This window comes from Silicimonas algicola (genome assembly GCF_003148765.1).
GTDB classification, from domain to species: domain Bacteria; phylum Pseudomonadota; class Alphaproteobacteria; order Rhodobacterales; family Rhodobacteraceae; genus Silicimonas; species Silicimonas algicola.
In genome coordinates this window covers 180,001-199,366 of the sequence record NZ_QGGV01000001.1, presented here as the reverse complement: position 1 = coordinate 199,366, position 19,366 = coordinate 180,001, and the positions used below count along the sequence as shown (strand labels likewise).

24 protein-coding genes, 1 tRNA gene and 2 rRNA genes (1 of these 27 cut by a window edge) are annotated in these 19,366 nt (G+C 60.4%); 19 read left to right on the top strand and 8 right to left on the bottom strand.

What is annotated here, in order from left to right:
- The first annotated feature begins 511 nt into the window (after positions 1–511).
- The gene (locus C8D95_RS21645; protein WP_126918474.1) at positions 512–982 is read left to right on the top strand and encodes a hypothetical protein; all 471 of its coding nucleotides are present in this window, start codon (positions 512–514) and stop codon (positions 980–982) included.
- Here C8D95_RS21645 and C8D95_RS00955 read toward each other — a convergent pair.
- The gene (locus C8D95_RS00955) at positions 967–1,917 is read right to left on the bottom strand and encodes an alpha/beta fold hydrolase (protein ID WP_109757278.1); all 951 of its coding nucleotides are present in this window, start codon (positions 1,915–1,917) and stop codon (positions 967–969) included. The genes C8D95_RS21645 and C8D95_RS00955 overlap by 16 nt on opposite strands.
- Positions 1,918–1,919: 2 nt before the next feature.
- Positions 1,920–2,210, bottom strand: coding sequence for an SCP2 sterol-binding domain-containing protein (locus C8D95_RS00950; RefSeq protein ID WP_109757277.1), 291 nt, complete (start codon positions 2,208–2,210; stop codon positions 1,920–1,922).
- Between the two features lie 108 nt (positions 2,211–2,318).
- On the opposite strand from C8D95_RS00950, the gene C8D95_RS00945 reads away from it, so the two are divergent.
- Both C8D95_RS00945 and C8D95_RS00940 read left to right on the top strand, forming a co-directional pair.
- Positions 2,319–2,837, top strand: a complete 519-nt coding sequence (locus C8D95_RS00945; protein ID WP_249033301.1) for a tetratricopeptide repeat protein — start codon at positions 2,319–2,321, stop codon at positions 2,835–2,837.
- Position 2,838: 1 nt separating this feature from the next.
- A complete protein-coding gene (locus C8D95_RS00940) occupies positions 2,839–3,255 on the top strand; it encodes an acyl-CoA thioesterase (RefSeq protein ID WP_109757275.1) in 417 nt (138 codons plus the stop codon).
- 381 nt (positions 3,256–3,636) lie between these two features.
- Here C8D95_RS00940 and C8D95_RS00935 read toward each other — a convergent pair whose 3' ends face one another.
- A complete protein-coding gene (locus tag C8D95_RS00935) occupies positions 3,637–4,404 on the bottom strand; it encodes an HpcH/HpaI aldolase family protein (protein ID WP_109757274.1) in 768 nt (255 codons plus the stop codon).
- Positions 4,405–4,652: 248 nt separating this feature from the next.
- Positions 4,653–5,570, bottom strand: coding sequence for a zinc ABC transporter substrate-binding protein (locus C8D95_RS00930; RefSeq protein WP_109757914.1), 918 nt, complete (start codon positions 5,568–5,570; stop codon positions 4,653–4,655).
- Positions 5,571–5,625: 55 nt separating this feature from the next.
- Between C8D95_RS00930 and C8D95_RS00925 the strand changes: the two genes are divergently transcribed.
- From C8D95_RS00925 to C8D95_RS00895, 7 genes are all read left to right on the top strand, one after another.
- Positions 5,626–6,129, top strand: coding sequence for a transcriptional repressor (locus tag C8D95_RS00925; RefSeq protein WP_109757273.1), 504 nt, complete (start codon positions 5,626–5,628; stop codon positions 6,127–6,129).
- Positions 6,126–6,911, top strand: a complete 786-nt coding sequence (locus tag C8D95_RS00920; protein WP_109757272.1) for a metal ABC transporter ATP-binding protein — start codon at positions 6,126–6,128, stop codon at positions 6,909–6,911. Before C8D95_RS00925 ends, C8D95_RS00920 begins: the two co-directional genes overlap by 4 nt.
- Complete coding sequence (locus C8D95_RS00915) at positions 6,911–7,717, top strand: iron chelate uptake ABC transporter family permease subunit (protein ID WP_109757271.1); 807 nt, start codon at positions 6,911–6,913, stop codon at positions 7,715–7,717. The genes C8D95_RS00920 and C8D95_RS00915 overlap by 1 nt, the downstream gene beginning before the upstream one ends.
- 233 nt (positions 7,718–7,950) lie before the next feature.
- Positions 7,951–9,231: a tyrosine-type recombinase/integrase gene (locus tag C8D95_RS00910; RefSeq protein ID WP_109757270.1), complete on the top strand. Its 1,281-nt coding sequence runs from the start codon at positions 7,951–7,953 to the stop codon at positions 9,229–9,231.
- A 280-nt stretch (positions 9,232–9,511) separates the two neighbouring features.
- Positions 9,512–9,709 carry a hypothetical protein gene (locus tag C8D95_RS00905; protein WP_109757269.1) on the top strand — a complete coding sequence of 66 codons (198 nt, stop codon included), beginning with the start codon at positions 9,512–9,514 and terminating at the stop codon, positions 9,707–9,709.
- Between the two features lie 230 nt (positions 9,710–9,939).
- A complete protein-coding gene (locus C8D95_RS00900; RefSeq protein WP_109757268.1) occupies positions 9,940–10,212 on the top strand; it encodes a helix-turn-helix transcriptional regulator in 273 nt (90 codons plus the stop codon).
- A gap of 294 nt (positions 10,213–10,506) precedes the next feature.
- A complete protein-coding gene (locus tag C8D95_RS00895) occupies positions 10,507–11,916 on the top strand; it encodes an AAA family ATPase (protein ID WP_164721556.1) in 1,410 nt (469 codons plus the stop codon).
- A 200-nt stretch (positions 11,917–12,116) separates the two neighbouring features.
- On the opposite strand, the gene C8D95_RS21885 is transcribed toward C8D95_RS00895, so the two are convergent.
- Positions 12,117–12,293, bottom strand: a complete 177-nt coding sequence (locus C8D95_RS21885; RefSeq protein ID WP_164721555.1) for a hypothetical protein — start codon at positions 12,291–12,293, stop codon at positions 12,117–12,119.
- 266 nt (positions 12,294–12,559) lie between these two features.
- Here C8D95_RS21885 and C8D95_RS00890 point away from each other — a divergent pair, with 266 nt between their 5' ends.
- From C8D95_RS00890 to C8D95_RS00855, 8 genes are all read left to right on the top strand, one after another.
- Positions 12,560–13,624, top strand: a complete 1,065-nt coding sequence (locus tag C8D95_RS00890; protein WP_109757266.1) for a ParA family protein — start codon at positions 12,560–12,562, stop codon at positions 13,622–13,624.
- Between the two features lie 5 nt (positions 13,625–13,629).
- Entirely contained in the window at positions 13,630–14,271 is a 642-nt protein-coding gene (locus C8D95_RS00885) for a HEPN domain-containing protein (RefSeq protein WP_109757265.1), read from the top strand.
- 172 nt (positions 14,272–14,443) lie between these two features.
- Entirely contained in the window at positions 14,444–15,157 is a 714-nt protein-coding gene (locus C8D95_RS00880; protein WP_109757264.1) for a hypothetical protein, read from the top strand.
- A gap of 35 nt (positions 15,158–15,192) precedes the next feature.
- Positions 15,193–15,666: a DUF5681 domain-containing protein gene (locus tag C8D95_RS00875; RefSeq protein WP_206508406.1), complete on the top strand. Its 474-nt coding sequence runs from the start codon at positions 15,193–15,195 to the stop codon at positions 15,664–15,666.
- Positions 15,663–16,055, top strand: coding sequence for a hypothetical protein (locus C8D95_RS00870; protein WP_109757263.1), 393 nt, complete (start codon positions 15,663–15,665; stop codon positions 16,053–16,055). The genes C8D95_RS00875 and C8D95_RS00870 overlap by 4 nt, the downstream gene beginning before the upstream one ends.
- A gap of 128 nt (positions 16,056–16,183) precedes the next feature.
- Positions 16,184–16,348, top strand: a complete 165-nt coding sequence (locus C8D95_RS21880) for a hypothetical protein (protein ID WP_164721554.1) — start codon at positions 16,184–16,186, stop codon at positions 16,346–16,348.
- On the top strand, positions 16,341–16,568 hold the full coding sequence (locus C8D95_RS00860; protein ID WP_126918473.1) for a hypothetical protein: 228 nt from the start codon (positions 16,341–16,343) through the stop codon (positions 16,566–16,568). Before C8D95_RS21880 ends, C8D95_RS00860 begins: the two co-directional genes overlap by 8 nt.
- A 275-nt stretch (positions 16,569–16,843) precedes the next feature.
- On the top strand, positions 16,844–17,380 hold the full coding sequence (locus tag C8D95_RS00855; protein ID WP_109757260.1) for a hypothetical protein: 537 nt from the start codon (positions 16,844–16,846) through the stop codon (positions 17,378–17,380).
- A 207-nt stretch (positions 17,381–17,587) separates the two neighbouring features.
- Here the strand turns inward: C8D95_RS00855 and C8D95_RS00850 are convergent.
- Positions 17,588–17,664: transfer RNA gene (locus C8D95_RS00850), tRNA-Met, on the bottom strand.
- Between the two features lie 223 nt (positions 17,665–17,887).
- On the opposite strand from C8D95_RS00850, the gene C8D95_RS00845 reads away from it, so the two are divergent.
- Positions 17,888–18,097: a hypothetical protein gene (locus C8D95_RS00845; RefSeq protein WP_146202971.1), complete on the top strand. Its 210-nt coding sequence runs from the start codon at positions 17,888–17,890 to the stop codon at positions 18,095–18,097.
- 198 nt (positions 18,098–18,295) lie between these two features.
- Here the strand turns inward: C8D95_RS00845 and rrf are convergent.
- A 5S ribosomal RNA gene (rrf, locus tag C8D95_RS00840) occupies positions 18,296–18,410 on the bottom strand.
- Between the two features lie 85 nt (positions 18,411–18,495).
- Positions 18,496–19,366 (bottom strand): 23S ribosomal RNA (locus C8D95_RS00835) (it continues 1,960 nt past the right edge of the window).

Below are 19,366 nucleotides of genomic sequence, written 5' to 3'. Positions count from 1 at the left end.
GACCGGATGCGGGCGGCGGCCTTGTCGCCCGCACCTCTCTAGGCATGTCGCCCTATTTTGGCCCGATTCTGGTGATGACCGACGGCGTTCTAAGCGTCGAGGCGGCCGAGTGACCACGCGTGGTACATAATGATGGTCTCCAGCGTCCGATAGGCCACGATTGGAGGGCCTCTCGACCAAATGCACGCCCTATTCCTGCCATATTCCTGCCTTAAGAAAGTCACTGAGGCGAATGTGTCCCTGCCTCGTGTGTGTGTGAAAGGTTAATGGTTGTGGTGTCGCGCCGCTCTCTGTCCAATCCGGCTCTCACCCGGTCCGTCAGGACTGGTTCCGGACGCGGTACGACCTCTGCCGATACCCCCCGGCCTGCGGCGCCTTTTCCGGCGCCGCAGCCGGATGGGGAGGACAGATATTCCAATACCTTTTCGAGATTCAACGGCGACCGGCCGGCACTGTACCGCAGATCGCCAGGAAAGGGCCGCTAGACGGCCGACTGACAGGATGCTCACCGATGCTCGCCGGCGACTGCCTTCCCGGTAAACAGAGCATCGGCCTGGGTGGGGCGAGGCGCGTTCCGGTGGGGCGGAGCGCGCCTCTTACTTTTTCAATTAACTATTTGTTTTTATTTGATATTACACAAGTTTGCGCTTGCCTTTGCCAAAGTTTCGCCGTAATTTCGACGCATCAAGACCACAAGTGTTGGGTGGGTAGTATGTGCGAGTTCAAGTTTTGCCGCGGAAGCGGCGCGTGTTTTCTCTCCGAGACGTCGCCCTGTCCAGGCGAATGTCCGAATGCCCGTCCGAGTCATGCCGCCGAAGCGGCCGATCGCGCCGGGTTATCCTACAAAGGTTTTCTCGATCGCGATTTCGTTCTGGCCGCCCTTGGGGACGAGGGCCGACAAGATGCCGAGATCGTGCGTGGGCTGCCGCACGGCCCCGCCGCAAGGCCACTGCGCGGCGAGCGTATCTATCGCGTGGCGTGAATCCGGTCGGGCGCCAAAAACTCGAGCGTCTGCGACAGGACTTGCGCGCGGATTGCGGGCGCTTCCATCAGAAGCTCGTGCTTGGCGCCCTCAACCAGCCGAAGTTCCGCGGACGGCCAGTCGGCGTGAATGCGATTTATGGCCGTGATCGATACGACTTGCTCGAGCGTGCCTAGGAACGTCAGTGTCGGTACGTCCGGGCGAGGCATCCGCATGAGCGCACGACCTTCCTTTGCGGCCTCGCCCACCCAGTGCACCGAGGGACCGCCAAGGGCGAACATCGGTTCTGCCGCTGCATAGGCGCCCAGGATGTCATAGCTGTCGCGATCCGTGGTCAGGAGGTTTTCGACAAATCCTGTGTCCGCAATGTAGTTCGTCGGCCTCGTGCCCGGCGCATAGTCCAGCCCCCTGCGCGCCAGGCGGTAAACCGGCGGCAGCACAAAAGGCAGAGGGCGCAGTGCGACGGGCAGGTTGATCGCCCACATCGGCGCCGTGAAGACCGCCCGCGCCACCGGAAGGCCCTCGCACAGCGCACGCAATCCGATGGATCCACCCATGGAATGCGCGAGGAGATTGAAGGGCTCGGGCAGCCTCGCCTCTCGGGCGGCCGAAAGAAGCGCATCGACGTCACGCTGGTAGTCCGGAAAAGCGCCGACATGCCCAAGACTAGGGTCGCCCGCAAGCCGGTCCGAGAACCCCTGCCCTCGCCAGTCGATGGTCGCTACGGCCAATCCCTGCGCCGTGAGATCGCGGGCAAGGCGTCCGTATTTCTCGATGAATTCGGTCCGACCGGGGAACAGCAGGACCGTCCCCCCCGCGCCCTCTTGCCGCCAGATCGTCAGCCTCAGCCGGACGCCGTCGTTCGCACGGACCCAGAACGTCGACGCATCCTCGGGACCTTGTGCCAGATCGGCGCGGTAGGGCGCCTTGTCCATCGTCAGGAAAGGACGGGCGCAAGCCGCATCGCGGCTCCCATGTCGCCGTCGATCTTAAGGCGGCCAGTCATGAAAGCGGACGTCGGGTTCAGGCTGCCTTCGAGGATGTCGCGGAACGTCTCGGTATCGGCAGTCATGGTGACGTCGGCCTCTTCGTCGGCGGCGCGCGCACCGGAGTGATCCAGCATCACCGCGCCCTCGCCTTCGATCACGAACTTGGCGATGCCGTCGAATCCGTCCGGGCCCAACTTTGCATTGAGGGCGGTCACCGCCTGGTCGATCACTTCGCTCATCCGGGTATCCTTCCTGGGGTCTTTCGGGCTCGCATTCGCCCGCTGTTGCGCTAAACTCGATATATGGGCCGCAGAACGTCAACTCTCAAATACGCCGTAGCGGCACTTGTGACCGGCTTCGTCATATCTGGCTCAGCTCTGGCTGTTGAGGACTCCGAACTCGACGCTCTTTTCGAGGGTCTGAGGGGCGGTGATCCTGCCGCCGCAGCACAGATCGAGCAGCGGATCTACGATATCTGGTCGAAATCAGGCTCACCATCGATGGACCTGCTTCTGGAGCGGGGGCGCAAAGCGCTGGAAAGTGGCGACTGGAAGACCGCTGTCGAACACTTCAGTGCTCTGATCGACCACGCCCCGGACTTCGCCGAAGGCTACAACGGACGCGCGACAGCCTATTTCATGGCCGGGCAATTCGGTCAGGCGGTCGAGGACATCGGTCAGACGCTTTCGCTCAATCCAAAGCATTTCGCGGCGATGAGCGGGCTGGCGCTGATCCTGCAGGAGCTTGGACGGCCTGAAGACGCGCTCGAGATTTGGCGCGAGGTGGAAACACTCACGCCGCACCGCGAGGGGTTGTCGCAGACGATCCTCGAACTCGAGCGTCAGGTCGACGGCCAGACGCTCTAGGATGCTTTCGAACATCACGAACCGTCGCATCGAATGGGGCGACTGCGATCCTGCGGGCATCGTCTTCAATCCCAACTATTTCCGCTGGTTCGATCATGCGACGGCGTTGCTTTACGAGGCCGCCGGATGGCCGAAGGATGCGATGCTCGCCCATTTCAGCGCGGCCGGCTGTCCCGTGGTCGAGACCGGGGCGACGTTCCGCGCGCCGTGCCGCTATGGCGAGGAGGTGACGATCGAGACCTCCATCCTCGAGGTGCGTCGATCTTCGTTCCTCATTGGGCATGTCCTGAGAAAGGGCGAGACGATCTGCGTCGAGGGAAAGGAAACGCGCGTGTGGACAATCCGCGATCCATCGTCTCAAGCATTGAAGTCAGCCGCCCTGCCCGATGAGTTGGCCACACGGTTTCGCGAAGGCTAAACGTCAGGCCGTGCGGACCACGGCCTCTGGAAGAGTGAGCAGCTCAAGAAACTCACGACAAAGGCCGCGGCACCCGGAGCAGCCGACGCATGTTTCGTGAAGCCTGGCGATCTTCTGACCGACTTCGATCGTTCTAGGCGCATAAGCAATCTTGCGTTCGACCTGCATCTCAAACCCTTACCTTCACCCTCAGACCTGAGTCGCGCCGATCTTATCTTGAGCGCGGCCAAAACAACTTGAAACATCAAACGGCGCTTCAAGATTTCGCGGGAATGATGCAATCCCACCTGTCCCGACGCCCAGTCTAGCATGGTTCGTGTGACAGGCGAATGTCGGACCAATCAGTTCGTGACAGCGTGAATTTCGAGCGGCTATCCCGCCCTATTCCCATTCCGCCCGGCGAGAGACGGCGGCGCGACGAAGGAGTGCAGCGTCCACGTCGACAGCGATGAAAAGCGCTCCGGCCTTCTTTGCCTCGTGCAAAAAGGGCTGGTCGAGCGACAGAAGACCGGCGGGAACACCTTTCGCCGTCACCCTCCTAATGCCGTCGAGGATCGCTGCCTGCACTTCAGGATGGTTCGGCTGGCCAGGATATCCGAAGCTCGCGGCCAGGTCGGCAGGGCCAAAGAAGACTCCATCCACGCCGTCGACTGCAGCGATGTCGTCCAGTTGCTCCAGTGCCGCGCGGGTTTCGACCTGGACGAGCAGGCAAATCTCCTCGCTTGCGCGGGCGGCGTAGCCTTCGACCGTCCCGTACCGGGTGGCGCGCGTGACACCAGCAACACCGCGAATGCCTTTCGGTGGATAGGTCACGGCGGCGACCGCAGCGCGGGCCTCGTCGGCGGACTGGACGAACGGAACAAGGAGCGTCTGGGCGCCGGCGTCCAGCAGCTTCTTGATCGCGACGGCGTCATTCCACGGCGGGCGGACGACGGCCGCAACGGGCGAGGTCGCGACGGCGCGCAGATATGTCACGACTTCGGCCGGTCCGATGGTGGAGTGCTCGGTGTCGAGCATGAGCCAATCGAACCCACACCCCGCAAGCATCTCGCCCACGGACGGGTCCGAGATCGAAGCCCAGAGGCCGATCTGCTCGCGGCCGTCGCGCAGCGCCACCTTGAAGGAGTTGGGAGGAAGAGAAGAGGTCATGTCGATCTCATTCGAAAGTGACGCCAATGGCGCCTAAGGGGCTGGAAGGCATGGCATCCTCAATGGTCATCGCGAACAATGTGAGAGGCGGCAGGGCGCAGTCCCGCCTCGTGGTTTCCGCGGGCCGAATCCTGTCTGCAGCGGCCTGATGGTCTTTGTCGCTCAGCATCCGGTCCTCGGCCTTTGGAAAGACCTTCGAACGCGGTCCCTGCTCCGTCTCTAGCGCGAGGGGCGGCGGGTTTCAAAGGTCAAGACAGGCAATCCGACAGGGCATTCGCCAGGTTCCGAAGAAGTTGGGTATAGAATTGCGGTCCCGGCTCGAGCGACGCGCCTAGCGGATCGAGGACGGCAGTGCGGGCCGTGGTTCCGTCCAGCACAGTGTCGACCAGACCCGCATTGAATTGCGGTTCCGCCAGAACGCAGTCGATCCCGTCCTCAGCGATCCTGTCCCTGATCTCGGCGATCCGCGCCGGGCTGGGGTCCGATGCATCGGCGAGAGAGATGGCCCCGAAGGCCTGAAGGTCGAAGGTCGACTCGAAATACTGGTAAGCGTCGTGAAACACCACGAACCTGCGCTCCTTCAGCGGAGCCAATACGTTGGCGATGTCGTCCCTGGTCGCCGACAACTCTTCGCGACCCGCTTTCGCGTTGATCGCATAGACCTCGGCATGATCTGGATCCGCATCAGACAAGGCGCCAGCGATTGCGTCGAGCCACAGAGCAGCATTGTCCGGTGAAAGCCAAGAATGAGGGTCATTCTCGTCTTCGCCGTGATCGTCATCATGGTCGTGGGCATCCTGGCTGTCGAACAGTACGCCCTCGCGGAAAGGCAGAATCAAGCTGCCCTCGACTTCGGACAGGGGGACCTCGGTAGCGCCATCGGCAAGGGTCGCGATGGTTTCGCCAAACCAGGGAGTAAGATCCTCGCCGATCCAGAAGATCAGCTCCGCGTCCTGAAGCGCCTTGGCCTCGGATGGCCTAAGAGTGTGTTCATGCGGGCTCGATCCCGGCGGCAGGATCAACTCGGGCGCGGCGACACCCTCCATCACGCGCGCCACGAGAGAATGGACGGGCGCAATGTCGGCGACTACCCTGGGAACCTCGGCATAGGCCGCAGTTCCGAGACCGAAGGCCGCCGTCAGCGCCGTCAGGGGGATTCTGGACATCGGTCGCTCCATGTGATCTTATAACATATCAACTCTTAGGACAGATCATCCGCCCGTGACAAGCCACTCCGAGAAACACAGCGCCATTGCATTTGAGCGGCATAACCACGGCGCCTGCGTGCGATCGGGCCTGACGGACGTTGAAGCTCTATGCGCGCGGGAGGGGCTGAGGTTGACCCCGGTGCGGCGCAAGACGCTCGAGGTGCTTTTGCAGGATCACCGCGCCCTTGGGGCTTACGAAGTTCTGGACCGCCTGCGGGATGCCGGGTTCGGATCTCAGCCGCCCGTTGCCTATCGAGCGCTGGACTTCCTTGTCTCGCACGGCTTCGTGCACAAGGTCGAATGCCTGAACGCCTTCGTCGCCTGCGCCGACCCGAAGGCCGCGCATTCACCCGCCTTCATGATTTGCCGGGTCTGCGCGTCTGTCGCCGAGGCGATGACGCCGACGGCGAAGGGGGCTCTCGGCGATGCCGCGAGAGCAGCAGGTTTCCGAATCGAATGCACTGTGCTGGAGGCCGAGGGCCTGTGTCCTGCCTGCGCCAAAGAGGAAGCGGCATGAGCCTTCTCGACGTGCGCGATCTGTCGGTGCGCTACGGCAGCCATGAGGCGCTGCACGACGTGAGCCTGTCCATCGACGCAGGCGAGATCGTCACAATCGTCGGGCCGAACGGGTCGGGCAAAACCAGCCTTCTGCGCGCCATCGTGGGTGCTGTTCCGATTTCTGCCGGCCGCATCAAAAGGGCCTCGGGCCTGATCCTCGGCTATGTTCCGCAACGGCTGCACATCGATCCGACGATGCCCATGACCGTCGCGCGATTCCTTCGCCTGCGAAGAGGCGCAACGCGCGATCAGATCGCGTCATCCCTATCTCGCGCCGGAGTGCCGGATGTCACTGACAGACAGATGGCGGATTTGTCCGGCGGACAGCTTCAGCGAGTCCTCTTGGCGCGTGCCCTGGTGTCACGCCCGGGACTGCTGCTACTCGACGAACCGACACAGGGACTAGACCAGCCAGGGTCGGCAGCATTCTATCGCCTCATCGAGGAAGTCAGGCGCGACACGGGCTGCGCCGTCCTGATGATCAGCCACGAACTTCATGTCGTCATGGCGGCATCGGACCGGGTGATCTGCATCAACGGTCACGTCTGTTGCCACGGAACACCCGACGTGGTGTCCTCCGCACCGGAATACCGGGCGCTGTTCGGCAGCGGAACCGGCGGGGCGCTTGCTCTTTACCGCCACGACCATGACCATGCTCACGGCCACTCGCATCACGGTCACGCCCACTCCGATGGCGCGACCTGCAATCACGCGCATCCCGAGAATGAGGCGGCCGACTGATGCTCGACGACTTTATGACCCGCGCCACACTTGGCGGCATAGGCGTGGCCGTCGCGACGGCACCCCTGGGCAGCTTCGTTGTTTGGCGTCGCATGGCCTATTTCGGTGATGCGACAGCCCACGCCGCAATACTTGGCGTTGCGCTGTCCCTGGCCTTGCAGGTCTCGGTCTTTCTCGGGGCGCTTGGCGTGGCACTCGCCATGGCTATGACGGTAAACGCCCTGTCTGGTCGCACCCATTCAATGGACACCCTCCTGGGCGTTCTTGCCCACTCGGCGCTGGCATTCGGGCTGGTGGCCGTGTCGTTCCTTCAGGGCGTCAGGATCGACTTGATGGCCTACCTCTTCGGCGACATCCTCGCCGTCTCGCGCCTGGACGTCGCGGCAATCTGGAGCGGAGCGCTTGTCGTCGCCGGCCTGATCGCCTGGCGCTGGTCGGCCCTTCTGACAGCGACGCTGAACGAGGACTTGGCCTACGCGGACGGCATCGACCCCCGGCGGGAGAGGCTGGTCCTGACGCTCGCCCTTGCAGTGACAGTCGCCGTCGCGATCAAGGTGGTCGGCATTCTCCTGATCTCGGCCATGCTGATCGTCCCGGCAGCGGCCGCACGTCCGCTGTCGCGAACGCCGGAGAGGATGGTTCTGACGGCGGGCATCATAGGGTCCATGTCCGTCCTCGTCGGTCTCCGAGTGGCACTAGTGGCGGACACGCCCGCCGGCCCGTCCATCGTGTGCACGGCAGCGCTCGTTTTCGCTGCATCCGGGACCGTATCGGCATTCCGAAGGGCGACACTCGCGAGCGCCTGAAGTTTGCACGTTCGCCATTTTTCAGGGTGTTGGTTGCGGGGGTAGGATTTGAACCTACGACCTTCAGGTTATGAGTTTGAGTTTGCAGTCTACGGCCTACTACGGGTTTCTACGCAAGAGCGCGCTTTATCATTTAATTTCAGTATCTTGATGTCCTTGTAAGGACGTGGCAGAACGCCTTACACCATTCTAGTGCGCTAGTTGGGCGCTAGTTTTGGTCAAAGGAAAACCACATGCCGAAGCTCACGAAGACCTTCGTTGAAGGGGTAGATGTGCCTGCCACAGGGCACAAGATTCACTGGGACGACCGCGTGTCTGGCTATGGGCTGAAGGTCACCGCGACAGGGGTGCGTTCTTTCATCGCCCAGGGGCGGGCAAAGGGGAAGGTGGTGATCGTCACCATCGGTCGCTTTCCGCTCTACACCGAGGATCAGGCCCGGAAGCGGGCACTGGCGGCGCTTCAGCGGATGCGCGACGGCATTAACCCGAACGCCGAGAAGAGGGCCGCGGAGGCGGAGCAGGTCACTCTGCGCGAGGTGATGGAGGCGTATCTGAGCCGGCCCGGCAAGCTGAAGCCCAGCAGTTCGGCGGAGTCCCGCAGGCATGTTGAGCAGGTGTTCGCGGCGTGGATTGACAAGCCCATCACCTCCATCAGCGAGGACATGGTGCGCAAGCGGCACCGCGAAATGGCGACGATGGGTCTGCGCGGTAAGGGACCGGCGCCGGGTCAGGCGAATCTCAGCATGACCACGCTTCGGGCGCTCATCAACTTCGCCAGCCGCCAGTACCGGCGCGCCGATGGAACCCCCCTGTTCCTCTACAACCCGGTCGACATTTTGAAGGATCACTGGGCCAAGCTCGGGACGCGGACGCAGCGGTACATCGACAAGGCGACCATCGGTGCTGCATGGAACGCTTTGCACGAAGCCCGCGCGAACCCGAAGAACGTCGACGCTCTCGCCGGGATCGACCTGATTCTGTTCCTCCTTCTCACGGGCGCTCGCCGCAACGAAGGAGCCATGTTGACTTGGGATCGGGTGCATTTGGACGACGACCCCGCCAAGTGCTGGTGGCACCTGCCCGACCCGAAGAACGGGCGCGAGGTTTTTTTGCCGGTCAGCAAGCAGGCGATCGCTGTGCTGCGGAACCGGGAGCGCGAACGGGTGAAGGGAAACCCCCATGTCTTCCCCTCGCGTTCCAAAGCTGGGCACATCCTCGACCCTCGCGCCCCGATGCAACTGATCAGCGAGTTAGCTGCGAAGCGGCTGAGCTGCCATGACCTGCGGCGGACCTTCACGAACATCTCGCTCCGTGAATGCCTGATCGAGAAATTTCGCACTGACTTGCTGACGTGCCATGTTCCCGCCGCTGCGGACGTGACAGCTCGGAATTACCTCGATCTTACCAAGCTCGAGTGGCTTCAACCCGAGGTTGAGCGCATCGGTGACTACATTGAGCGCCAAGGGCGGATCGCGGCGGGCGACAACGTGGTGGCGCTCCCCGCTCGCGCGTAGCCCCCGAAAATTTCGGGCGGCGCTAGGGGATGGCGGATGGCCGGGGGAAAGGTGGCTCCCGGCTCGCTCCCCGGCTCTAGCGCGGCGTTGCGCGGCGACCCGCGTTGTTGCCACATCTGACACTTGTCAGGTCGCGCTGGACTGGGTATTCAATACTCATCTTCATGCAACGAATGGTCCGGGACCGCGTGAGGTAGTCCTCCTGAGCAGGCGCTGACGAAACCGCTCGTCCGCCTGCTTTTTGATTCAGGCGGCGGGCATCTGAACAGGAGATATTCAGATGCAGACCATCAGTAGGCCGCGCTCAACGCGCTACAGCCGCATTCACCTTACGAGTAAAGAAATCAGCCATATCCTCGCAAAGACCGACGAGGTGCTTCGCGGCGATCAGCTCGAATACACGGCGACCGAATTCATCTCCCAAATGAAGTTCGAGATTCAGGACTACTTCAACGGCCGGGAAGGTATGGATGACTAATTTCGAACTCGACCCGCTCTAGCGAGGCGGGTTGCCTCCGACTGCAGGCTTCGCTTGTACGACTTGCTACGCGACAGCTACTATAGCTGCAATGTGCCGCACTGGGGCACGCCCACGAGGCAAGTTCCAGAGAACCGAACGAAGTGGAGCAAGGGTGAAAGCCCCCCAGGACACAGCTCAAACGCCGACCGCCGCGCACGTCGCGGCTCCGGCAAGCTGGAGTCCAGAGTATGGCCCACAAGGAACTGTCCGTTGAGGATATGACTTTCGAGCAGCATTGCGAGCTGTTCAACTACACCCCCAAGAAACGTCCGATCACCAGCAAGGAACTAGCTGACCTGCGCGGCGTCAGCGAGCGCACGGTGGAGGGTGATCGCGTGCGAGGCGTTGGCCCGCGCTACTTCCAGCCGCCGGGCACCCGCCGCGTCATGTATTCAGAACGCGACGTCCTCGCGTGGTTGGTGTCGGGCGCAAAGCACAGCACCAGCGAGAACGCGGCGTAGGTCGGCCTTCATACCATGAATATGAACGCCCACGGCCGAAACGCGGAATGCAGCAAGGGTGCGCCCGCATCAGGTGTGCCCGCCATCCAGCACGGACATAGCCGTGCCCACGAAAAAGGGGACCGGCGCGACCCGGCCCCCTCAGTCATCCAGACTTTGAACTGTCCCAGCCAAATCAGATACGAAAGGACTGCAACATGAGCAGTATGCAACAGGCCGGTGGGACCGGCAACGACACCCTGCGCTTAAACGCGGAGGGGTTGCAGCATGCCTAACAATTGGCTCGAAGAGCGCATGAAAGATTCACTCGAGTTTCAAGACAATCCGAGCTGGACGCCCGAGCAGCGCAAGGCGGCCCTTGAGCATTGGAACAAGGCATACGAATACTCGCTCTTGACGCCCGAAGAGCGAACAGCCCGGCTGCGCGAGCAGGAACTTAGGAACGCGGCAGATCTTACCGAGAAGATCACCAAGCAACATGAAGCTGAGTTGAAGGTCGAGGAAGCGCGGACCAGACGAGAGCAAATCAGAAAGGGCCTTTCGCCTTCGGTCGCCAATGGCCCGCGCACCCTAGTTGGGCGCAGCCTCGGTTCAGTGCAGCCGCGATCCATTCAATGGCTTTGGACCGGATGGGTCCCGAAGGGATACATCACCCTGCTGGCGGGCGAGACTGGGGCGGGCAAGACCACGGTCCTGGCGGACATCGCGGCGAGGATAACCACGGGCTCGCCCTGGCCCGGCGAGTTTCATGCTCAACCCGGCGAGAACGCAACACGACCTCACCCCGTGCGCCCGGCCTCCCGCGTCCTGTGGCTCGGGAGCGAGGATGGCATTGAGGAAATGACCGTGCCGCGTCTCATGGCGTGCGGCGCCAACTTGAACAACGTCATTGAGATTCAGGGCGTGACCCAAGAGGGCCAGCGCAACACCTTTTCGATGCAGGATGACCTAGGCGCGGTGGCGGAGTGGTTGGTTTTCGCGGAGACAGAGGGCCACCCCTTCGCCATGTTGGTGATTGACCCGGTGACAAGCTACCTGCCGGGGCAGAAGCTGCGGAGGGTAGACCTCAACGACGCCGGGCAGCTCCGGTCCGTGCTTGAGCCGTGGCTGATACTCGCACAGAAGCACCGGATCGCAGTCGTCTGCGTCACTCACTTCGCCAAGGACACCGCCCGCGCAATGCTGCATCGGGTTCTCGGGTCTGCCGCCTTCGCCCAGACCTGCCGGAGCCTCATCGCTGTTATCGAGCCGCCTGCCACAGACGACTACGAGCCCGACCAGTTTGAAAGGGCGATGATTCAAGTGAAGGTGAACCTTCCAGAGCATCCCGGCGGCGCATGGCGTTTCTGTACGGAGAAAGTCGAGGTCGGGACGGACCCTGACTACCAGACGCCGATCTACGCGACCCGACCGGCATGGGAACAGCTTGACCACGCCTTGACGCCGAAGACCGCCGTAGGTCCAGCTCGCGGACCCCAAAGCCAGTATGGACTTCCGTTCGCCGTGTGGCTCCAAGCTTTCTTCGCGGAACGCTCTGACCGCGAATGGCTCCGAGTAGACCTAGTGAAGATGATCGCGATCACGGAGAAGGTGGCCACAGAGAACTGGTGGAGCAAGAACAGCAACACTTATCTGGAGAAGCGAAACGACGGCGGTTGCTGGTTCTGCCGCCCCAAGGGCACAACCCCTAAAGAAACTCCGTAGTGTGGTGATAGTGGGGACTGTGCTGGGAGAGTGGGGAAACTGGGGGGCGTGATACCAAACAATAACTTAGCTGAATGTGTAAGGCCCCATCGCCCCCACTTTCCCCGCATACCACCCTCCCCACCGTGCGCAGACACGCCCGGCCGCGCGACTCGCTGGCTCCTTGGGCTCAGTTCAGCAGGAGCCGCGCAGGTAGCTTCCTAATCGTCGTTACAGACGTCGCAGATGGCGGCATCAGGCGTGACGACACCTTCGGAGACGGGGAAAGGATTGTTGCAGTGCAGGCAGACAGCATAGCCGCCACCGGAGCGACGCTCGGCGTCCATCTCTCGCTGGTGTTGCTCCTGCGCCCACTTGCGCGTCGCGTCATTGCTCATGATCCAAGTCCCTTCTGAGGCACTGCCACCATCCCGATTCAATCCGGCGAAAGTTGGGCCGTCGGTCGACCCACATATTGGGTATATGTCCGCCGCCGGGGCCTAAGCCCTTGGCGTGCATCCGTTCTGCGTGTGGTGATAAAAAGCCGTCTAGCCTTTCACTAGCAGGACATTACTTCGAAATATGTCAGCAACGTCGTACGAAAACTCTTGGCGCTTCATATAGTTTACCGTCATAATGGATGACAGCAATACTAGGAACTTAGATGAAACAGATCGCAATCTTCAATCATAAAGGCGGCGTCGCCAAGACTACGATGACCTTTCATCTTGGCTGGATGCTAGCGTTGATGGGTAAGCGAACGATGCTTGTGGACTGCGACCCACAATGTAATCTGACAGGCGTTTTTCTTGGCGATGTTGACGCAGAGGACTATCCATTTGAAAGCGAAGTTCCGCAAAAGCCGCGAAATATCCGGGATGCGGTTCGGCCGGCATTTGAGTCGCGCCCCTACATGATTGAACCAACCGAACTCTTTCCGTCACCGACGTGCCGTGACCTTTTCTTACTACCCGGGCACGTCGGTCTTTCTGAGTATGAAAGCCAGCTTGCAGTCTCACATGAACTTAGCAATACGCTCTCAGCGCTCCAGAACATTCCGGGAGCGCTGCACCATGCGATCACTATTACCGGCGAACAGAACTCCATAGATTTTGCACTTATAGACATGAGTCCAAGCCTTGGAGCGATCAATCAGAATCTTTTCATGACCAGCGACGCATTCATAATTCCAATGGCGCCAGATCTTTTTTCCTCGATGGCGCTCAGATCACTTTCTCGAACGCTTCCAAAGTGGTCAGAATGGGGGAAGAAAGCAGCAAGCAATGCCGTATTGAAGATGGCCGATTACCCATTTCCAGATTCCAGCCCAAAATATCTTGGCTCGACGGTCCAGAATTTTCGAAAGCGGGCCAGAGGCGAGGAGGAAGCCAGGCCTACTCAGGCCTTTCAAAGGTGGTTTGATCGACTTGCAGAGACAAGGGAGGCGGATCTCCTAGAAGCCTTGCGCAACGCAAAAATGCTGCTTCCGGACGAGGTCTACAATTCCGCCGGTGCACCTACAGATCAGTTTTTAATGGAAATCGGTTCGCTCGACGGATTAATCGCGACGGCTCAGGAACTTGCAAAACCCGTGTTCGCCATCGATCTCCAAGCCGATACAACGTTCCGCGGAAATGTCGCAGATACGTACAGGAACAAAATCGACGACGTGCGGTTGGGCTTCGAGAGCGGAGCGAAAAAGGTGATCGCACTAGCTGATAGTTTCTAGCTCCAATGGAAAGGTTTGACGACGCGATTGCAACCTTTCTACACGCTGTCGAGCGGGCACGTCAGATGGTTAGCCTATTCGATGCGCTGTCTGCCATTCGCATTCGTGACCCTGCAAATGATGACGCTCTGCGGTCAGCCTACATCCTAGCGGTTAGCTCGTTTGATTTCTTTGCGCATGAGCTTGCGTTGGTAGAGGCCAAGCACAGATTTCGGTCCTCGCTGAAAACGCGAAATATCACCCTACCAATGGAGTTGATGACCATCAATGATGCTGAGGAGCGATCTAACGCGGCCGAAAGCCAGATTCGTCAGTCCAACTCCTACAAGGCATTTGTTGACCCAGCAAAGTTAGCGGAGATGCTTTCATGTTATTGTGCAAACCCCTGGCAGAAGATTACTGAGAGGTTGAACGAAGGGAAGGTAGTGGGTGACAGGCGAACTGATGTCCAAGTAAAGGGCCAGTTAAAGAGTATTTGGAAGAGGCGCAACCAAATTGCTCACGAAGCAGACGTGAACCCAACATTAGCGGGCATAACTCTGTGGCCAATCGATAAGCCCGACACCGAATTGACTATCGCTTTCATCCTTGAACTCGGCGAGCATCTGCCAGGCGTCATAGCTGAAGCCCTGCCGGAAGAGGACTAGGACCAAGACTGCCCCCTCAGAATTACGGACCCGCATATCCGCAATATGTCCGCCGACCCTTTCCCCCATCGACCTAAGGCATTGTTAGGAAAAGAAAAAGCTAGTGGACCTAAAGCGAGAGCAGGTACGCTTATAGCACATTTGTAGCCAGATCAGGCATCGAGGGACGAAAATGAGCATCACAGACGACGTGAAAGTGGACACCCGCATCACCCCGGCTCTTCATCCCGGCGTTGTGGAAAACATTGACGGCTACGGTGACGACACGAAGGACGTGCTCGCCCAGGTCATGACCGCCTTCAGCACCGCCTACGAGAACGTCCGCTCCGTATGGGACGCCCGCGAGAAGGTGGAGCAGGACACCAGCAAGACGGCAGACGCCCGCCTGCTCCAGCTGGACGGCTTCGCGGCGAAGAAGCTGGAGAGCGCGACCCGGACATTCGACGCCACCAGTGCCCGCATTACGACTACGATCAGATACCTTGAGGGCGAGCTTGCGCAGCCTATTGCAGAGAAGGCGTCAGGGAGCGTCGCGGCGGAGATACGCGCCCATGCCAAGTCACTGCCGACAGACAAGCTGCACCAGCTCATCAGCGACGCGGTGGACGGTGGAGACAGCTTGACAGTCGGGGCTGTGTTGATGGGGCCTGCCTACCTCAGCGGCCTGACCCCTGACTTACAGAAGACGTACCTGAAGCACTGGAACCAAAAGCAGCGTCCCGACGTGGCGAAGCGCCTGCACGTTCTGCAACAGGCGAAGGCGATGCTGGACCGTGACGCAGGCAAGGTCTTCGTTGCGATGGAAAAGGCTGTGGGCGGCACGTCCACCAAGGCGAGGCAAGTCCGCCTCGCACAGATGGCGGCTGACAAAGCCACCTCCGCGTGACGCTGCTCGCACCTTGATAAGATCAGGATCGACGGATGGCAAAGCAGACCGAACTTATCCAACCCGAGTGGAAGAAGGGCTTCGTGCCAAAGCCCGCACCCACGAAGTGGGAAGCCGGTATGGCAAGTCCGAACCCTCTTGGGCGTCCTAAGGGTGTCCTTGATAAGCGAACGAAGGTGACACGGGCGCTGATGGATGACGCACCCGCTGTCGCCCGCGTGGTCATTGACGCGGCGATGGAAGGCGACATGACCGCGGCGGGGCTGGTCCTGTCCCGCTGCGCTCCCGTCATCAAGTCGCAGGCGGAGCGAGTCCAGTTCGAGTTGAACAGGGATGCGCCACTTGCCGAGCAAGCCCGTCAGATCATGCAGGCGGTGGCGAACGGCGAAGTGGACCCCGACACCGGGCGCATCCTGATTGGGTGCCTCAGTTCGGTCGCTGGCATCGAGGCTGTGACGGAGCTGGAGCGGCGGATCCTCGAACTTGAATCTCGGGAGGTGAAGCGATGAGCGTCATTCATACGAAGCGCAACATGGTTGCGGCATACGAACCGTTGCCGGAGGACCTATTCGTGGAGGTGCGCATTGGCACGCCCAGCGGACGGCGCGTGCTTCTCACCAAGAAGATCGCGGAGTACGAGACGGCAGTGACATGGGCGCGCGAGATGGCGGACGTGATGGAGCACCATATCGAAGTGGTCCCGGTCACCGGTCCTGAATACATGCACCGGAACCGCAGCAGCATAGCGCACTTCATGGCCACCCTCACCGACCAGGAGCATGGCGAGGTGCGAAGCATCTTGGTGACGGCAATGGGGGACCTGATGCGGGACAGCGACGATCCTGAGATTCGACGTGAAGCGCATGGCGTGTTGAGGCAGTTGAGGGCGATTGAATGAGACGCGCATCCCCACCCGATCGCTGGTTCGATCCAGCCCGCGGGTCCGTCCGGACGCCTCGCCCTGTGGAGGAGGAGGATCGGGGAGTAACGTTCGCCTATGGCCGCCATTGGCGCAACGAAAGTGTCGTGGCGAAGGACGACCCTGACCACACCGTCACGCCTGAAGAGCAGAAGTTGCTGCACCAGCGCGAACTGGAAGCGGCGAAAGATCGGCAAGCCCGAAATGATGCGAATCTCGCTGCCGCCCTGCGTCTAGGCGCTGCGCTGAAGGTGCTGAAAGGCGATGGGTAGCGCGCGGGCACTATTGGCGCGGGTCGCCCGCCTCGAAGATGCGCGGCGGCCCCGGCTCTCGCGCATCGCCCGCGCCTATGGTTCCTTCGACGCGTTCGAGGCGCGGATACGCGTCGAAGCTGAAGCTGGTGGGCTGGACAGGATCGACTGGCTCGGTGAGAAGGGCGATGGCGGCGTGCTGCGGTGCCTTCGCCGGTGGGAAGAGGAAGGCCTATGCTGAGTGAGCAGCCGCCGTGGTTGGCACGATGGCAGCAAGGCGAGCCGCCGCTACAGCCGCACCCACAGTCGCAGGTCGGGGGGCTCAGGGGGGTGGCTGCCCAAAGGGACAAACCGGCTCCACGCGCGACTACAGCGAGCCTCGTCTCAACTCGTTCGGCTTCAGCGAACCGCTGCCTGAGACATGCCCGCTTTCCCTCCGTGGGGCCCTGCAATCGCCGCATTTTGGTCCTCGGAAAGCTGGTATAGCTCCGCGAAAGCCTGACGGAGACATGCTAGATGAAGAACATTCTGATTGTCGGTTTAGCGTGTCTCGTAGCGGCCTTGGTCTTTGGTGTTGAGCCCGTGCAGCGAGCGATAAACGAGGCGACGTATCAGGGCACCTTGAAGGGTGTCGAAACTTGCATGGACTATTCAAGGAGTGAACTTCTGTCCAAAGAGGCCGTCAGGGCAACGTGTGTCAGCACCTTTCAGAAGCGTCTATATGACAACGACCATGCGACCGGACGCGCCGGACCAAGGATGAACCAGCAAACGGTTGGCTGGGGTGGCATCCTCGAAAACAGGACGGCCGACCATGTTACTACTTGGGTCCGTATTTCTCTCAGCATTTTCGACGCGGACGGCAACGCGCAAGAGATTTCTGCCGAAACACCGATTTGGATAGACCCCTTAGGTGAAGCGGAGTTCAGAGTAGACCTACCTGAACTTGAACCCGAGCAGCTGGAAAACATCAACTTCTGCGAACATGAAAGTATTGCTCCAAAGTCCTGCATGACATGGGGTGTCGTAGACATGATGGGCGTTGCGATCTAGGTTCGTTCGCCGATTTGCCGCCAGAGTCCCCGCTAGCTGAACTCTGTGAGCTGAAGGGCTACCGTGCGCTGCACTCGCTCAGCGAGGCCCTATGACACTTTCCCAACGACTCGCTCTGTGGCGGCTAGCTAGGTGCTGTTTCGACTACAGGACAGCAAAACAGCCCCGCGGAGGGGCTGCGCAAACAGCTGTAATTGCTGCTGTTTTTGGTTGCGGGGGTAGGATTTGAACCTACGACCTTCAGGTTATGAGCCTGACGAGCTACCGGGCTGCTCCACCCCGCGTCACCGAAGTGTCATCTAGCCGTCATTCCGTGGCACCGCAAGGGTCGGCGGGGAAGTTTTCCAAGTTTCCGTGACGTCGTGCCGATGTGGGACTGAAAGCGACACCCGGGGACCCAGGGCGCGGCCTCCACTTGCTGCGCTTGGGCGTCCCATCCTATCGCCACGGCATGTTCCTGCACGCCTTCGTTCTTCCTTTCGTTGCATTGGTCTTGTCTTGGGGGTCGTGATCGCACTCTGGCTGATCCTGACCCAAGCCAAGATCGTTGCACCGAAGTTGGTGCAGCTGGAGCGTCCAATGCTGCTCGTCTGGCTCGATGCAAAGGCCGACGCGTTCCTGCAAGCCTGGGCCGCCAATAAGGCAGGTGAGTACGTCGCCCTTTCTAACTCATGTGGAATGGTACAGGCGGATCGAGCCCGTGGCCTCTTCAGTTAACTGCGAAAGGGCAGCGCGCCGAGCTTCGGGCAGGTAGATTTCTCTGCCCACACTATCACGATGTCCGAGGGGCTCCAAAGCACTGGTCCTACACATGCTGAGATCGCGATGGTGTCTTCAAAACAAAAACCGCCGCCTCAGAGAGGCGGCGGTTTCAATCGAACATCGTCGAGAGATACATACGATGTTGCTCATTAGGTTTGGCGGTGACCTACTCTCCCACGTCTTAAGACGCAGTACCATCGGCGCTGCAGCACTTAACTGCCGAGTTCGGGATGGGATCGGGTGTTTTGCTTGCGCTATGACCACCAAACCAAAAGAACAACATCGTCATCAGTGATGACGTTTCCAAGTCAAGAGCGGCGTATGCTCTCGATCGAGCCAGACTGCTTCTGGATCAAATCAAGCCTATCGGGCAATTAGTACCGGTCAACTGAACGCATTGCTGCGCTTACATCTCCGGCCTATCGACGTGGTGGTCTACCACGGCCCTCAGGGATACCTTGTTTTGAGGGGGGCTTCCCGCTTAGATGCCTTCAGCGGTTATCCTTTCCGGACATAGCTACCCTGCACTGCCGTTGGCACGACAACAGGTCCACCAGTGGTCCGTTCACCCCGGTCCTCTCGTACTAGGGGCAACTCCTCTCAAGTATCCTACACCCACGGCAGATAGGGACCGAACTGTCTCACGACGTTCTAAACCCAGCTCACGTACCTCTTTAAATGGCGAACAGCCATACCCTTGGGACCTGCTCCAGCCCCAGGATGAGATGAGCCGACATCGAGGTGCCAAACGGTGCCGTCGATATGGACTCTTGGGCACCATCAGCCTGTTATCCCCAGCGTACCTTTTATCCGTTGAGCGATGGCCCTTCCACTCGGGACCACCGGATCACTATGGCCGTCTTTCGACTCTGCTCGACTTGTCAGTCTTGCAGTCAGGCTGGCTTCTGCCATTGCACTCAACGAGCGATGTCCGACCGCTCTGAGCCAACCTTCGCGCGCCTCCGTTACTCTTTGGGAGGCGACCGCCCCAGTCAAACTACCCACCACACAGGGTCCCGGATCCGGATAACGGACCGCGGTTAGACATCAAGCAAAGCAAGGGTGGTATCTCAAGGGAGGCTCCACAGGAACTAGCGTCCCTGCTTCAAAGCCTACCACCTATCCTGCACATGCTTGGCCTGATGCCAGTGTGAAGTTGTAGTAAAGGTGCATGGGGTCTTTCCGTCTAACCGCGGGAAGCCTGCATCTTGACAGGCAATTCAA